Consider the following 16,890-nt stretch of genomic DNA (forward strand, 5'->3'; position numbering starts at 1 on the left):
TTATAAAGTCAGGTTTTTGGGGATTTGACACACTTATTGCATTTTAAGTGGTGATTTCTCAATATCAGTGTTTGATACTTTTAATCTCAACAGTATAATCCGAAGGTTAAAGTAAGTGCTTTTGCCTCTTTTACACGAAATGGGATAGGGAATAGGGCAGCGAGCTAACGGCAAGGACTATGGACTTTGATTAAAAGTGCTTTTAATGAAGGCCCTCGTTTAACTTCGAGTCCTCTGGTGAAAGAGCATGCCCTTGGGGCAAGCTTTCTACTGGTGGTATTAGTATTAATAGGCTCTCTTCTATACTCGACCGTCTCTTGGATGTGGGATGATCAACGCCTTCCACTATCCAAAATCGTGCTTCAAGGCGATTTGCACTACGTCTCTGCTAACGATGTCCAGCAGGCATTTGCTCGGTTGGACCATGTAGGAACATTCATGTCGCAAGACGTGGGTATTTTGCAAGACGTAGCTGAATCGATTCCTTGGGTATCTCATGCTTCAATTCGTAAACAGTGGCCAGACACCGTAAAAGTGTTTCTTACGGAACACAAAGCTGAAGCTATATGGAATGGCAACGTTCTATTGAATAGCTCAGGGCAGTTGTTCAGCGGTGATCTTGGTCAAGTTGAAGAAGAGAGAGTCAAACTTTATGGACCAGATGGCACCAATCAAGAGGTGTTATCTGTTTGGCGAGAGCTAGAACCGAAGTTTGAGGCACTTAATTTATCGATTACCTCTTTGGTGCTTAATGAACGAAGGGCATGGCAAGTGATTCTTGATAATGGAATCCGCTTAGAACTTGGTAAAGAATCGCTTGAAGAGAGAATCGAACGCTTTTTTGCGTTATATGAAAATTTAGGTAACACAGCCGAAAGGGTGAGTTACATAGACCTCAGGTATGATACGGGAGCCTCTGTTGGATGGTTCCCTGAACAAGAGTTAGAACAAGAGAATACAGATGACTAAGACCGCTGATGACAACATTATTGTTGGTCTTGATATAGGCACTGCAACCGTATCGGCTCTGGTAGGCGAAGTATTGCCTGATGGTCAAATTAATATTATCGGTGCTGGTAGTAGTCCATCTCGGGGGATGGACAAAGGTGGAGTTAACGATCTTGAATCGGTGGTAAAATCGGTTCAAAGAGCGGTAGATCAAGCTGAGCTAATGGCAGAATGTCAAATTAGCAATGTTTACATCTCAATCTCTGGTCGTCATATTGCGAGCCGTATAGAAAAAGGCATGGGAACTATCTCTGATGAAGAGGTTTCTCAAGAAGATATGGATCGTGCTATCCATACCGCAAAATCGATCAAAATTGGTGATGAACAGCGCATTTTGCACGTTATTCCTCAGGAATTTACCATTGATTACCAAGAAGGAATCAAAAATCCACTAGGTTTATCAGGAGTACGTATGGAAGTTAGCGTGCACCTGATCTCTTGTCATAACGATATGGCGAGAAACATTATTAAAGCTGTTGAGCGTTGTGGACTCAAGGTTGAACACCTTGTCTACTCAGGCTTAGCATCGAGTAATGCAGTTATCACTGAAGATGAACGCGAACTGGGCGTATGTGTTGTCGATATCGGTGCTGGTACTATGGATGTGTCTATTTGGACTGGCGGTGCTTTAAGACATACGGAGGTGTTTTCGTACGCTGGTAATGCCGTGACAAGCGACATCGCATTTGCATTCGGAACGCCTGTAAGTGATGCTGAAGAAATAAAAGTAAAATATGGCTGTGCTTTGAGTGAGCTAGTCAGCAAGGACGACACGGTTAACGTTCCAAGCGTAGGTGGGCGACCTTCGAGAAGTTTGCAGCGACAGACTTTATCTGAAGTGATTGAGCCTCGTTACACTGAGCTTATGGGACTAGTTAATCAAACTATCGATTCCGTTCAAGAAAAGCTACGTGGTGAAGGTATTAAGCACCATCTCGCGGCAGGCGTTGTTCTAACAGGTGGCGCGGCACAGATTGAAGGATTGGTAGAGTGTGCGGAACGAGTGTTTCGCAACCAAGTTAGAGTCGGTAAACCTCTAGAGGTGAGTGGCCTAACTGATTACGTTAAAGAGCCGTATCATTCTACGGCGGTTGGTTTACTTCATTACGCGCGCGACAGTCAAATTAATGAAGATACTGAATATAACGAGCCGGCTCGTTCTTCAGTAACTGGATTGTTTGGTCGTTTGCGTAATTGGATACAAAAAGAGTTTTAACCTGAGCAGCAGGAAAAACGGAGATAACACATGTTTGAACCGATGATGGAAATGTCTGACGACGCGGTAATTAAAGTCGTTGGGGTTGGTGGCGGTGGCGGTAATGCCGTTGAACACATGGTACGTGAGTCCATCGAAGGTGTTGAGTTCATTAGTATTAATACTGATGCTCAGGCGCTTCGTAAAACCAGTGTGAATAGCGTTATTCAGATTGGTGGCGATATGACCAAAGGACTTGGTGCAGGTGCAAACCCTCAAGTAGGTCGTGACGCAGCTCTCGAAGATCGCGATCGAATTAAAGAAGAGCTCGATGGTGCCGATATGGTATTTATCGCAGCTGGTATGGGTGGTGGTACTGGTACAGGTGCAGCTCCAGTTATTGCTGAAGTAGCAAAAGAGCTAGGCATTCTAACTGTAGCAGTAGTTACTAAGCCATTTAGCTTTGAAGGTAAGAAGCGTCTTGCATTTGCAGAGCAAGGTATTGAAGAGCTTTCTAAACATGTGGACTCTCTGATCACGATTCCAAATGAGAAGCTTCTAAAAGTACTAGGTCGTGGTATTACTCTTCTTGAAGCTTTTGCTAGCGCGAACGATGTATTAAAGAATGCTGTTCAAGGTATTGCGGAGCTGATTACTCGCCCAGGCATGATCAACGTCGACTTTGCTGACGTTCGAACTGTTATGTCGGAAATGGGTCATGCAATGATGGGTAGCGGTGTTGCGAAAGGTGAAGACCGCGCAGAAGAAGCTGCAGAAATGGCAATTTCTAGCCCGTTACTTGAGGATATTGATTTAGCAGGTGCACGTGGTGTGCTAGTAAACATCACCGCTGGTCTAGATATGCGTTTAGATGAGTTTGAGACTGTGGGTAACACAGTGAAAGCATTCGCATCTGACAATGCAACAGTTGTAATTGGTACATCTTTAGACCCTGATATGGCGGATGAAATTCGCGTAACAGTGGTTGCGACTGGTATTGGTAACGAAAAGAAACCGGATATCACGCTAGTTGCCGGTGGTAAGGCAAAAGTGGCTCCTGTAGCTCAGCCTCAAGTTCAACCACAAACTTCACCTGCTCCGGAAGCAAGTGTCAATAAAGTGGAAGAAAAGCCGGCACCAACTTTGCAAGAGAAACCTCAGGTTACTCCGCAACCAACGACTACTCCAGCAAGTTCTGGTGCAGGTCAAAGTGCGGCACCTAAGGCTGACAAAGAAAGCGGTTATCTAGATATTCCGGCATTCTTGCGTCGTCAAGCGGATTAATCAGTTACACTATAATTTGACAGTGTTCAAAATTATGGTAGCATACGCGGTCAATATCACTTATTGACCGTGATTTGTAGCATTTTACTGAGGCAAAGTAGATGATCAGACAACGTACTCTGAAAGAAATAGTGAAAACAACTGGTGTGGGACTCCACTCTGGTCGTAAAGTCACGCTTACTCTTCGCCCAGCGGCTGCAAATACTGGTGTTATTTATCGTCGAACTGACGTAAATCCACCAGTTGATTTCCCTGCTGACGCTATGTCTGTTCGTGACACCATGCTATGTACAGCTTTGGTAAACGATGAAGGTATCCGTATATCAACGGTTGAGCACTTGAATGCGGCACTTGCTGGAATGGGAATCGACAACATTGTTGTCGAAGTTGATGCGCCAGAAATTCCTATTATGGATGGCAGCGCTAGCCCGTTTGTGTTCTTACTGCAACAAGCTGGTATTGAAGAACAAAATGCTCTGAAACGCTTTATTCGTATCAAAAAGCCAGTTCGTTTTGAAGATGGTGATAAGTGGGCTGAATTTGTTCCGTTCAATGGTTTCCGCATGGACTTTGAAATTGAGTTCAATCACCCTGCGATTGATGCTGATGAGCAACATCTTCTATTTGACTTCTCTTCGCAAGGCTTTATCAAAGAGATCTCAAGAGCACGAACCTTTGGTTTCATGCGTGATATTGAGTATCTTCAATCTCAAAATCTTGTGCTAGGTGGTAGCTTCGACAATGCTATCGTTTTGGATGAATACCGCATCCTTAACGAAGAAGGCCTCCGTTTTGAGAACGAGTTTGTAACTCATAAAGTTCTTGATGCGATTGGTGATCTTTACATGTGTGGTCACCCAATTATCGGAGAATTCCGAGCATTTAAATCTGGTCACGGCCTAAACAACCAACTACTTCGTGCAGTGTTAGCAGACCAAGAAGCGTGGGAGTGGGTTACATTTGAAGAAGATGCGACTTCTCCAGTTGCGTTTGCTGAGCCAAACATGGTTCTAGCGTAACAATCATTAGAATTACAAAAGCCAGACTGATGTCTGGCTTTTTTGTTTTTACTCACCGCGCTCTTTTTGAGCTAACTTAGCCAAACTCTCTAATCTAGCTTTGACCTTTGGCGAAGCACCACTGGCAATCATTTCGAGATATTGCGCCGCGGTCTCTGATATTGGGTCGCGCTTATTTGTTTCTTCGCTGTTCGGTTGACTGTTAGAGCGATAGAGTTCGGGATTGATCTGTACACTTACTGCCATTAATCTGGCGAACCCCTTTGATCTGAGCTGATTAAGAATCGATAAACGTTCGTAATCAATCTTCATTTTGATCGCTGCACTGGCAACTTCAATAACCAACTGCCCATCACGAATGTTTGCCACACGGCAATGATCTTCCGTGCCACGTGGTAAGATCGTTTTTAATTCTTTATTGATCAACATGATCTCTTTTGCATGCTGTTGCAGCTGGGAGAGTCGCGATTCGGCAAGTATCTCGTCGCCTAGTGTTGGACGGTGGTCTCTCATATTGAGCCTCTGAGTAAACGAACACTTCTATTTTAGTGAATGGCTAGCTAGGAAGATAGGGAAAAATGAGGCGCTAAAAAACCTTATGCCGGATAAACTTCCATCATATAACGTAAAAAAATAAAGAGTGCTTCAAACAAATCACCTTGTTATTGGTTGTCGTTAGTAAAATTTCATAAACTAAGCGCCACTTATAGACATACAAGCCTTGAAATCTATAGTTCTCATCACAATATCTGAGGAAAGTGATTTATCTCAGTATTCTTAGTTCAAAACTGTTAGAGACTGAAGGCATTAAAAGTAGATCGGGCCCGATCTGAATAAAGAGAGATTCATAGCAAATGATAACTAAGCTACTGACAAAGGTAATTGGCAGTCGCAATGACCGAACACTGCGCCGCCTGAGAAAAATTGTAAAAGAGATTAATAATTACGAGCCAACGTTTGAAGCGTTGAGCGATGAAGAACTAAAAGCAAAAACTGTAGAATTCCGTCAGCGCCTTGAGCAAGGTGAGCACTTAGACAAACTGATTCCAGAAGCATTTGCTACTGTACGTGAAGCATCTAAGCGTGTGTATGGCATGCGTCACTTCGATGTTCAGTTGATTGGCGGTATGGTGCTGAATTCTGGCCAAATTGCAGAGATGCGTACTGGTGAAGGTAAGACTCTTACAGCGACTCTTCCTGCTTACCTAAATGCACTGAAAGGTGCAGTCCACGTTGTGACAGTGAATGATTACCTAGCGAAGCGTGATGCGGAGACAAACCGTTCTCTATTTGAATTTTTAGGTATGACGGTTGGCGTTAACGTGCCAAATATGCCTCCGCAAGAGAAAAAAGAGGCCTACCAAGCAGATATCCTATACGGAACAAACAATGAGTTCGGTTTTGATTATCTTCGCGACAATATGGCTTTTCGTGCAGAAGACCGTGTTCAACGTGAACGTTACTTCGCTATTGTCGATGAGGTTGACTCAATCCTAATTGATGAAGCTCGTACACCTCTGATTATTTCAGGTCCAGCAGAAGATAGCTCTGATCTATACACTCGCATTAATACTTTGATCCCGAACTTGCAACAGCAAGAAAAAGAAGATTCTGAAGAGTACCGCGGTGACGGGCACTACACGGTAGATGAGAAATCTAAGCAAGTACACTTAACTGAAACTGGTCAAGAGTTTGTTGAAGAGTTGATGATTAAGAATGGCTTGATGGAAGAGGGTGATACGCTGTACTCACCAACGAACATCAGTCTACTGCATCACGTTAATGCAGCTCTACGTGCTCACGTTTTGTTTGAGAAAAACGTAGACTACATCGTTAACGAAGATGGTGAAGTGGTAATCGTTGATGAGCACACTGGCCGTACTATGCCTGGTCGTCGTTGGTCAGAAGGTCTACACCAAGCGGTAGAAGCGAAAGAAGGCGTTAAAATTCAAAACGAAAACCAAACGCTGGCATCAATTACCTTCCAAAACTACTTCCGTCTCTATGAGAAACTGTCTGGTATGACAGGTACTGCGGATACAGAAGCATTTGAATTCCAGTCTATCTACGGTCTTGAAACGGTTGTTATTCCTACTAACAAACCAATGATTCGTAACGATATGCCAGATGTGGTTTACCGTACTGAAACAGAGAAATTCAACGCAATTATTGAAGATATCAAAGAGCGTGTTGAGAAAGGCCAGCCATCACTAGTTGGTACAGTTTCAATCGAAAAATCTGAATTGCTTTCAAGTGCTCTTAAGAAAGCGAAGATCAAGCACAATGTTCTGAATGCAAAATTCCATGAGCGTGAAGCAGAAATCGTTGCAGAAGCGGGTACTCCTGGCGCAGTAACCATCGCAACCAACATGGCCGGCCGTGGTACCGATATTGTGTTGGGCGGTAGCTGGCAAGCAAAAGTTGAATCCCTTCAGGATCCGACTCAAGAGCAGATTGAGCAGATCAAAGCAGAATGGAAAGTGGTTCATGACCAAGTTCTAGATGCAGGTGGTTTACATATCATCGGTACGGAGCGTCACGAATCTCGTCGTATCGATAACCAGCTACGTGGTCGTTCTGGTCGTCAAGGTGATGCAGGTTCATCGCGATTCTACCTATCAATGGAAGATTCACTGCTCCGTATCTTTACGTCAGATCGTATGGCGAGCCTAATCCAAAGTGGTATGGAAGAAGGCGAAGCAATCGAGTCTAAGATGCTGTCTCGTTCAATCGAAAAAGCTCAGCGTAAAGTGGAAGGCCGTAACTTCGATATCCGTAAACAACTACTTGAGTATGATGACGTTGCAAACGATCAACGTAAGGTTGTTTACGAACTTCGCGATGAGCTGATGAGTGTTGAAGACATCAGTGAAATGATCGATCATAACCGCCAAGATGTATTGACGGCTGTGATTGATGAGTACATCCCGCCACAATCTTTAGAAGATATGTGGGATATTGAAGGCCTACAAGAACGCCTGAAGAATGACTTCGATCTTGATGCGCCAATCAAGCAGTGGTTAGAAGAAGATGACAAACTCTACGAAGAAGCACTTCGAGAGAAAATCATTACTACTGCAGTTGAGGTATACAAGCAGAAAGAAGAAGTGGTTGGTGAGCAAGTATTACGTAATTTCGAAAAGTCTGTGATGCTGCAAACACTTGATACACTTTGGAAAGAGCACTTGGCTGCTATGGACCACCTTCGTCAAGGTATCCATTTACGTGGTTACGCGCAGAAGAACCCGAAACAAGAGTACAAACGTGAGTCGTTTGAACTATTCGAAGGTCTTCTAGATGCTTTGAAGTCGGATGTTATCACTATTCTGTCTAAGGTTCGTGTTCAGCAGCAAGAAGAAGTAGAACGTATGGAAGCTCAACGTCGTGCACAAGCTGAAGAAGCGGCACGTCGTGCTCAAGCCCAACACGCAGCTGCTGAAAACCAACTAGCCGATGATGAAGACTCTTCAGAGGGTGCGCATCAACCAATGGTTCGTGAAGAGCGTAAAGTTGGCCGTAACGAGCCTTGCCCATGTGGTAGTGGTAAAAAGTATAAGCAGTGCCACGGCAAAATCGCATAAGGTTCGATGAATCGTTGTTGTAACATATGACTGCTGCGTTGATGGTACTCACTTACTGGCGTAAGCTCCGTGCCATCGCCTCGCATTCATAGCGTTACAGCTTAGCTTCATGCAAACTTTATAGAACTAATTAAGAGTCGCTTAGGCGGCTCTTTTTGTATCTAATGATATCTCAACAATAGTCAGCCACAATGCAAGGCATGGCAATGGAAAGTAAATAGGAAGTCTGATGAAACGAATTCATATCGTAGCGGGAATCATCTTCAATCAAGATAAATCACAGGTGTTTATTACTAAGCGCCCTGATGGTAAGCACAAAGGTGGTTTTTGGGAGTTTCCTGGCGGTAAAGTAGAACAGGGTGAAACTATCGAGCAAGCGATGATTCGTGAGCTTGAAGAAGAGATCGGGATCATAACCACTGAACAATCGCTATTTGAACACCTTGAGTTTGATTACCCTGACAAGTCTTTGAAATTTGATTTTATTACCGTGACTCAATTCGAGGGACAGCCCTACGGTAAAGAGGGACAACAAGGGGAATGGGTCGAGATCGCCGAGCTTTCTAACTACGCATTCCCCGAGGCTAACGTGCCGATCCTAGAGCGTGTCGTTAAAGAGTTTTCCTAGTCACGACGATATGCCCTCTAGCCAGCATCACGTAATACTGTTAGTTTTAATCAACTGGTAACAAGAAACAAAATTATTAATGGAGAACATGCAATGGTACGTATTGCAATTGCAGGAGCTGCTGGCCGAATGGGCCGCAATTTGGTCAAAGCGACTTTCATCAATCAAGAAGCTAAAGTTGGGGCGGGTTCAGAGCGCCCTGAGTCATCATTAGTTGGTGTCGACATTGGTGAACTGTGTGGTGAAGGCAAGTTTGAAGTGGTTCTTACTGATGACCTAGCTAAAGAGATCGACAATTTTGATGTGATTATCGATTTTACTGCACCTGTAAGTACCTTAGCGAATCTAGAGCTGTGTAAACAGCATGGTAAAAGTATCGTAATTGGTACGACAGGTTTTACTGAACTAGAACGAGAGCTTATTGATCAAGCGGCTCAAGAAGTACCGATTGTGATGGCACCAAACTATTCTGTTGGTGTGAATCTAGTGTTCAAACTGTTGGAGAAAGCTGCAAAAGTCATGGGCGACTATTGCGATGTTGAAATCGTAGAAGCTCACCATCGTCATAAAGTGGATGCGCCTTCAGGCACAGCGATTGGCATGGGAGAAGCAATTGCGGGTGCAATGGGTAATAAGTTAAGCGATGTAGCTGTGTATGCTCGTGAGGGGATCACTGGCGAGCGAACCAAAGATGAAATCGGCTTTGCGACTATTCGCGCGGGCGATATTGTTGGTGAACACACCGCAATGTTTGCTGATATTGGTGAGCGAGTAGAAATCACTCATAAAGCAACAGACCGAATGACATTTGCGAATGGCGCGGTAAAAGCGGCGGTTTGGCTAAATGAAAAGCCAGCAGGCTTCTACACAATGACAGATGTACTTGGGTTAAATGACTTGTAGTCTAGTTGATTCCATTAAGCTTTAAGCCTGAAACCTAAGGCTATAAGCAAAAATAAATAATTATGCGTCGGGCTTGCCCGGCGTTTTTTGTATTTACTGCCAACATACGAATTGTTTAACCGAGTGCTATAAGATAATTTGAAGTGAGTTTTGTTGTGTTTTTGGGTGTTATTTAGTTTTTTGTCTTTGAAGTGCCTAAAAGTTAATGTGTAAATTGCTTGTGCATCGTTTGCGTAATTTTTGGTTAGGAAAGTGTGATCTGTAATGAGTAGCGAAATGTGTGTTTCATGTTTATTTCATCCAAATCCCATATCTCTGCTATTAAACTTTGTTTTTTAGGCCTCTAAAATCATTTTTTCCACTAAAGGCTCTAAATGTTAGATTTCTTTTTAAGATTTTATTGACACATATCAATCACCTCATTAGAATACCGCCAATTTGTCTAAATAACCTAAAAACGCTTTTTTATTGCGTGAAGGAAGGCAGATTTGCAGTTTAATTTATTATTTTTGCATTTTTATTCTGGAGGTTGTCTTGAGTAAATCAGCACTGTTAGTCCTAGAAGATGGGACAGTGTTCCGCGGTGTTTCCATTGGAGCAGATGGTTCATCCGTTGGTGAAGTCGTTTTTAATACCTCGATGACGGGGTACCAAGAAATCCTCACTGATCCTTCCTATTCTCAACAAATCGTTACTCTTACTTATCCTCACATTGGCAATACCGGAACCAATTCCGAAGACGAAGAATCTTCTTCAATCCACGCACAAGGCCTTGTGATTCGCGATCTCCCTCTTATCGCTTCTAACTTCCGTAATGAACAATCCCTTTCTGATTACCTAAAGTCGCAAAACGTTGTTGGTATCGCTGATATCGATACTCGTAAGCTGACGCGTATTCTTCGCGAGAAGGGTGCTCAAAACGGTTGTATCGTAGCGGGTAACAACATCGACGAGGCTCTAGCGCTGGCTAAGGCTAAAGAATTCCCTGGCCTAAAAGGTATGGACCTTGCGAAAGAAGTTACAACAAAAGAAGCGTATCAATGGAAACAAGGTTCGTGGACGCTTGAGGGTGGACTTCCTGAAGCGCAAGACGACAGCGAGTTGCCATATCACGTTGTTGCCTACGACTTCGGAGCGAAACGCAACATCCTGCGCATGCTTGTTGACCGAGGCTGCCGCCTAACGGTTGTACCTGCAGAAACGAGTGCAGAAGAAGTATTGGCTCTTAACCCAGATGGCGTATTCCTATCGAATGGCCCTGGTGACCCAGAACCTTGTACTTACGCAATTGAAGCAACAAAAGTATTCCTAGAAAAAGGCCTACCGATCTTTGGTATCTGTCTAGGTCACCAAATCCTAGCTTTGGCATCTGGTGCTAAGACAGTGAAAATGAAGTTTGGTCACCACGGTGCAAACCACCCGGTTAAAGACCTAGACCGCAACGTTGTTATGATTACTTCCCAGAACCATGGTTTCGCTGCTGATGAAGCGACACTACCTGAGAACCTACGTGCAACTCACGTGTCACTATTTGATGGCTCTCTACAAGGTATCCACCGCACAGATAAGCCAGCATTTAGCTTCCAAGGTCACCCAGAAGCAAGCCCAGGTCCACATGACGCGGCTCCGCTATTTGACCACTTTATCGAACTAATCAAACAACACAGCGCTTAATTCGGAGTAGTAGAGAATGCCAAAACGTACTGACTTAAAAAGTATTCTAATTCTAGGTGCAGGCCCGATTGTTATCGGTCAGGCATGTGAGTTTGACTACTCTGGTGCACAAGCATGTAAAGCACTGCGTGAAGAGGGTTACCGAGTAATTCTTGTTAACTCTAACCCTGCGACCATCATGACTGACCCGGACATGGCGGATGCAACTTACATCGAACCAATCCAATGGGAAGTTGTTCGTAAGATCATCGAGAAAGAGCGCCCAGATGCAGTACTACCAACAATGGGGGGTCAGACGGCTCTTAACTGTGCACTAGACCTTGAGAAACACGGCGTACTTGCAGAGTTCGGCGTAGAAATGATTGGTGCAACAGCTGACGCAATCGACAAAGCAGAAGACCGTTCTCGTTTCGATAAAGCGATGAAGTCTATCGGCCTTGAGTGTCCACGTGCAGATACTGCAAAAACGATGGAAGAAGCTTACGCTGTTCTCGATATGGTTGGCTTCCCTTGTATCATCCGTCCATCATTTACTATGGGTGGTACTGGTGGCGGTATCGCATACAACAAGGAAGAGTTCGAAGAGATCTGTCGTCGTGGTTTGGACCTATCTCCAACCAACGAACTTCTTATCGATGAATCTCTAATCGGTTGGAAAGAGTACGAGATGGAAGTGGTTCGTGACAAAGCGGACAACTGTATCATCGTATGTGCGATTGAAAACTTCGACCCAATGGGCATCCACACGGGTGACTCAATCACGGTTGCACCAGCGCAAACACTAACAGACAAAGAATACCAGCTAATGCGTAACGCATCTCTAGCGGTACTGCGTGAGATTGGCGTTGAAACTGGTGGTTCTAACGTACAGTTTGGTATCAACCCGAAAGATGGCCGTATGGTTATCATCGAGATGAACCCACGTGTATCTCGTTCTTCTGCTCTTGCTTCTAAAGCAACAGGTTTCCCAATCGCTAAGATTGCAGCGAAACTGGCAGTTGGCTTCACTCTTGATGAGCTACAAAACGACATCACTGGTGGTGCGACTCCGGCATCATTCGAACCAACAATCGACTACGTAGTGACTAAGATTCCTCGCTTTAACTTCGAGAAATTTGCTGGTGCTAACGACCGTCTGACGACTCAGATGAAGTCAGTGGGTGAGGTTATGGCTATTGGTCGTAACCAACAAGAATCTCTACAAAAAGCACTTCGTGGCCTTGAAGTTGGTGCCAACGGTTTTGACGAGATGGTTGATCTGGATGCGCCTGACGCACTAACAACAATTCGTCATGAACTAAAAGAAGCTGGCGCTGAGCGTATCTGGTACATCGCAGACGCATTCCGTGCGGGTATGTCAGTAGATGGTGTATTCAATCTAACGGCAATTGACCGTTGGTTTCTGGTTCAGATTGAAGAACTCGTTAACCTGGAAAACCAAGTTAAGGCAGGCGGTTTTGCTGGCTTGACTGAAGATGTGCTACGTAAGATGAAGCGTAAAGGTTTCTCTGATGCTCGTCTATCTTCAATTCTTGGTGTATCTGAGAACGAAATTCGTCGCCTACGTGACCAGTACGATATCCACCCAGTATACAAACGCGTTGATACTTGTGCGGCTGAGTTCTCTTCTGACACCGCTTACATGTACTCATCTTACGATGAAGAGTGTGAAGCGCAGCCGACAGACAAAGACAAGATCATGGTTCTTGGCGGTGGTCCAAACCGTATCGGCCAAGGTATTGAATTTGACTACTGTTGTGTACACGCTTCACTAGCACTGCGTGAAGATGGTTACGAAACTATCATGGTTAACTGTAACCCAGAGACAGTTTCTACTGACTACGACACTTCAGACCGTCTGTACTTTGAACCTGTAACTCTTGAAGATGTTCTTTCAATCGTCCGTGTTGAGAAGCCAAAAGGCGTTATCGTTCAGTACGGTGGTCAGACTCCACTTAAACTGGCTCGAGCTCTAGAAGCGGCAGGTGTGCCAATCATTGGTACCAGCCCTGATGCGATTGACCGTGCAGAAGACCGTGAGCGCTTCCAGGCAGCAGTTGACCGTCTTGGTCTTCTACAACCAGAAAACGCAACAGTAACGGCTATTGAGCAAGCGGTTGAAAAATCGAAAGAGATTGGTTTCCCACTTGTTGTGCGCCCTTCATACGTACTTGGTGGTCGCGCAATGGAAATCGTCTACGACGAGCAAGACCTACGTCGCTACTTTAACGAAGCCGTTAGCGTATCGAACGAGTCACCAGTTCTTCTCGACCGTTTCCTTGACGACGCAACTGAAGTCGATATCGATGCTATCTGTGACGGTGAACGCGTAGTTATCGGCGGTATCATGGAGCATATCGAGCAAGCGGGTGTTCACTCAGGTGACTCAGCATGTTCATTACCTGCTTACACACTAAGTCAGGAAATCCAGGATAAGATGCGTGAGCAAGTTGAGAAGCTAGCTTTCGAACTTGGTGTACGTGGTCTGATGAACACTCAGTTCGCTGTCAAAGATAACGAAGTTTACCTAATCGAAGTAAACCCGCGTGCTGCTCGAACAGTACCATTCGTATCTAAAGCAACTGGCGCACCACTAGCGAAAATCGCTGCACGTGTGATGGCGGGTCAATCTCTAGAGTCTCAGGGCTTTACTAAAGAAATCATCCCACCTTACTACTCAGTGAAAGAAGTGGTACTTCCGTTCAACAAGTTCCCGGGTGTTGACCCACTGTTAGGCCCAGAAATGCGCTCTACTGGTGAGGTAATGGGTGTCGGTGCAACGTTCGCAGAAGCTTACGCGAAAGCGGAATTAGGTTGTGGCGCAGTGTACCCAGAAGGTGGTCGTGCACTACTGTCTGTTCGTGAAGGCGATAAGCAGCGTGTAGTAGACCTTGCATCTAAGCTAACTAAACTTGGTTACCAACTGGATGCAACGCATGGTACAGCTGTAATTCTAGGCGAAGCTGGCATCAACCCACGTTTAGTGAACAAGGTACATGAAGGTCGTCCACACATTCTTGACCGTATCAAGAACAACGAGTACACCTACATCGTAAACACGGCTGCTGGTCGTCAAGCGATTGAAGATTCAAAAGTACTACGTCGTGGTGCGCTGGCTGAGAAAGTGAACTACACAACAACCTTGAATGCTGCATTTGCGGTATGTATGGCTCACACTGCTGACGCTAAAACGTCGGTAACTTCAGTTCAGGAGCTACACGCTAAAGTAGCAGAGAACGAAGCGTAATAACAATCAATAGGCTCGCAACGGAGCCTATATGACAACCTCATTGCCCGCTCTTTTGAGCGGGCTTTTTTGTCTGTTCATTGTTGAAAATTGGGAATGAGTTAAAGTCGAATGTTTCTCTAAAAGAATTATTAACTTGGTGATATTTTGAGTGGAAGATATAGATAACCAATTGATAAGCAATGGAACTCACACTCGAAATACTGACGATTCTTTTCTTTGTTGCTACGGCAGCAGGCTTTATTGATGCTATGGCTGGTGGCGGTGGTTTGTTAACCCTACCAGCGCTTCTGGCTGCTGGTGTGCCCCCGACACAGGCTCTCGCGACCAATAAGCTACAAAGCTCATTTGGCAGCTTTTCTGCTAGTTGGTATTTCGTTCGTAACGGTATCGTCAGTATTAAAGAGATGCGCCTTGCCATTGTTTGTACGTTTATTGGCTCTGCAGTTGGTGCTGAAGCCGTGCAGTATATTGATGCTGGTGTACTAACTAGCCTAATCCCGCTATTACTAGTTGCTATTTCTCTCTATTTCTTAATGATGCCGAAAACCAGAGAGCAATCAGGTAAGGCTAAAATCTCTGAAGCCATGTTTGCCTTTTGTGTCGGTGGCGGTGTGGGTTTCTATGATGGCTTCTTTGGCCCAGGTACAGGTTCGATCTTTACCGTCTGTTTCGTTGCACTTGGTCATTTCTCGTTAGTTGATGCAACCGCACGTACCAAGGTACTTAACTTCACTTCTAATATTGCTGCGCTACTGTTTTTTATTCTTGCTGGTTTGCCAATTTGGGAATTAGGTCTTGTGATGGCCGTCGGTGGTTTTATCGGAGCTCAGCTCGGCGCGAAAGTGGTAGTGAGCAAAGGGCAAAAATGGATTCGCCCCTTGGTGATTACCATGTCTATGCTAATGGCGCTGAAGCTACTTTGGGAACAGCATCAGCAATGGCTGTTATCACTGTTTTAATTCTAGGGTTTTGATAGGAAGAGGCCCGGCAGCAGATATTAATTGGCCGATATAAAGGTGTTAGTTGAGTAAAGTGAGAACAATATTCGGACTCAATTTTCATCGCTTTAATCACCGAGATCGGCACCAGTGCAGGGGCAACTCCCTCTATGGCAAGTTGCGCAGCTGCAGAATAGGAGTCCATTTGCATTATTGGAGTGATGTTTAACTTGGTCAAAATATCGATTTGATAGCTATTCGCCGGGTTATTGAGATCGTTAGTGATAATCGTTTGTGGCAGAGCTTGGAGCTTACGATCAAAGACGATATAAAAAGGTTCATCAAGTAAGTGGAACTGCATCAGGTGACTCTGTTTTGGCATATGACCAGCACAAACACCGATGTGTGCCTTACCTGATTGGACATTTTCTACGATTCTTGGCGTGTGGTTGGTGGTCAGTGTTAAGTACGGGTCTTGCTGGAAATGACGACCGATAATTGCAGAGAGATAGCCTGCGACTAAGGTTTCAGAACAGTCCAATCGCAGCAGGCTTTGATCCGCCATCGTTTGCTGCTCATTAATTAACCCCTGAAGCTCATTGAAAGCCGGGGCAATGCTCTCTATCAGATTGATTGCATCCTGAGTGAGTTGAACATTTCGACCATCTGGTACGATCAACTTCTTGCCAAGTTTACTCTCTAGATTAGCAATTCGTTTGCTAACGGCTGACTGGCTTATATAGAGTAAGCTGCCAGTTCGACTCATCGTCTTTGCTTTACTCAAGACCAGTAAGGTTTCGATGCCTTCCAATAGCATGATATGAACTCGGTGTAGGGGGGAATGAGAATAATGTACCTTACACGAGATGAAATAGGATAGGCCAAATACAAAAAAGGCGCTCAATGAGCGCCTTTTTCAAATAACTAACTGAGAATTATAGAGACTCAGTGAAAGTACGAGCGATTACGTCACGTTGCTGTTCAGTCGTTAGTGAGTTGAAACGAACTGCGTAGCCAGAAACGCGGATAGTTAGCTGAGGGTAGTTCTCTGGGTTTGCAACAGCGTCTTCTAGAGTTTCACGCTTAAGAACGTTAACGTTCAGGTGTTGACCACCTTCGATGCGAGGGGCAGTTTCGATAGCGACTTCACGGCTTTCGTATTCGCCTAGTTCATTGATCGCTACAACTTGGTCTGCTTCAAAACCAGTTGTCGCTGCAACACAACGTGCTTCATTCTTCTCGCTATCTAGTAGCCAGATTGAGTTAAGTAGATCGTCGTTTGCTGCTTTAGTGATTTGAATACCTTGGATCATTACCGTCTCCTAGTCCACTTACGTGGTGTTATTGGTGTTAACTTTCGAATTTTATTGAGCTACGTATTATATAGCGAATATCCCTTATGATAATATT

The 16,890-nt window shown here is 44.6% G+C and carries 13 protein-coding genes; 10 read left to right on the top strand and 3 right to left on the bottom strand.

Features of this window, described 5'->3' with window-relative positions:
• The first annotated feature begins 186 nt into the window (after positions 1–186).
• From AC4MRV_RS16210 to lpxC, 4 genes are all read left to right on the top strand, one after another.
• Complete coding sequence (locus AC4MRV_RS16210; protein WP_491188361.1) at positions 187–969, top strand: cell division protein FtsQ/DivIB; 783 nt, start codon at positions 187–189, stop codon at positions 967–969.
• The gene (gene ftsA, locus AC4MRV_RS16215; RefSeq protein WP_491188362.1) at positions 962–2,224 is read left to right on the top strand and encodes a cell division protein FtsA; all 1,263 of its coding nucleotides are present in this window, start codon (positions 962–964) and stop codon (positions 2,222–2,224) included. The genes AC4MRV_RS16210 and ftsA overlap by 8 nt, the downstream gene beginning before the upstream one ends.
• A 30-nt stretch (positions 2,225–2,254) precedes the next feature.
• The gene (gene ftsZ, locus AC4MRV_RS16220; protein ID WP_491188363.1) at positions 2,255–3,487 is read left to right on the top strand and encodes a cell division protein FtsZ; all 1,233 of its coding nucleotides are present in this window, start codon (positions 2,255–2,257) and stop codon (positions 3,485–3,487) included.
• A 101-nt stretch (positions 3,488–3,588) separates the two neighbouring features.
• Entirely contained in the window at positions 3,589–4,506 is a 918-nt protein-coding gene (gene lpxC / locus AC4MRV_RS16225; protein ID WP_491188364.1) for a UDP-3-O-acyl-N-acetylglucosamine deacetylase, read from the top strand.
• A 48-nt stretch (positions 4,507–4,554) separates the two neighbouring features.
• Here lpxC and AC4MRV_RS16230 read toward each other — a convergent pair whose 3' ends face one another.
• On the bottom strand, positions 4,555–5,019 hold the full coding sequence (locus AC4MRV_RS16230; protein ID WP_491188365.1) for a DUF721 domain-containing protein: 465 nt from the start codon (positions 5,017–5,019) through the stop codon (positions 4,555–4,557).
• Positions 5,020–5,360: 341 nt separating this feature from the next.
• Here AC4MRV_RS16230 and secA point away from each other — a divergent pair, with 341 nt between their 5' ends.
• The 6 genes from secA to AC4MRV_RS16260 all read left to right on the top strand — a co-directional run bounded on the left by secA (position 5,361) and on the right by AC4MRV_RS16260 (position 15,501).
• A complete protein-coding gene (gene secA / locus AC4MRV_RS16235) occupies positions 5,361–8,087 on the top strand; it encodes a preprotein translocase subunit SecA (RefSeq protein ID WP_491188366.1) in 2,727 nt (908 codons plus the stop codon).
• Between the two features lie 229 nt (positions 8,088–8,316).
• Positions 8,317–8,715: an 8-oxo-dGTP diphosphatase MutT gene (mutT, locus tag AC4MRV_RS16240; protein ID WP_491188367.1), complete on the top strand. Its 399-nt coding sequence runs from the start codon at positions 8,317–8,319 to the stop codon at positions 8,713–8,715.
• A gap of 93 nt (positions 8,716–8,808) precedes the next feature.
• Complete coding sequence (gene dapB / locus AC4MRV_RS16245; protein ID WP_491188368.1) at positions 8,809–9,618, top strand: 4-hydroxy-tetrahydrodipicolinate reductase; 810 nt, start codon at positions 8,809–8,811, stop codon at positions 9,616–9,618.
• A 534-nt stretch (positions 9,619–10,152) separates the two neighbouring features.
• Positions 10,153–11,292, top strand: a complete 1,140-nt coding sequence (gene carA, locus AC4MRV_RS16250) for a glutamine-hydrolyzing carbamoyl-phosphate synthase small subunit (RefSeq protein ID WP_491188369.1) — start codon at positions 10,153–10,155, stop codon at positions 11,290–11,292.
• Between the two features lie 16 nt (positions 11,293–11,308).
• Positions 11,309–14,539 (top strand): carbamoyl-phosphate synthase large subunit, encoded by a 3,231-nt coding sequence (carB, locus tag AC4MRV_RS16255; RefSeq protein WP_491188370.1) that lies wholly within the window; start codon positions 11,309–11,311, stop codon positions 14,537–14,539.
• Between the two features lie 182 nt (positions 14,540–14,721).
• A complete protein-coding gene (locus AC4MRV_RS16260; RefSeq protein WP_491188371.1) occupies positions 14,722–15,501 on the top strand; it encodes a TSUP family transporter in 780 nt (259 codons plus the stop codon).
• Here the strand turns inward: AC4MRV_RS16260 and AC4MRV_RS16265 are convergent.
• Together AC4MRV_RS16265 and grcA are read right to left on the bottom strand one after the other, a co-directional pair.
• Positions 15,437–16,297, bottom strand: a complete 861-nt coding sequence (locus AC4MRV_RS16265) for a LysR family transcriptional regulator (RefSeq protein WP_491188372.1) — start codon at positions 16,295–16,297, stop codon at positions 15,437–15,439. The genes AC4MRV_RS16260 and AC4MRV_RS16265 overlap by 65 nt on opposite strands.
• Before the next feature lie 118 nt (positions 16,298–16,415).
• A complete protein-coding gene (gene grcA, locus AC4MRV_RS16270; RefSeq protein WP_491188373.1) occupies positions 16,416–16,793 on the bottom strand; it encodes an autonomous glycyl radical cofactor GrcA in 378 nt (125 codons plus the stop codon).
• Positions 16,794–16,890 lie beyond the last annotated feature (97 nt).

The organism is Vibrio sp., assembly GCF_984391705.1.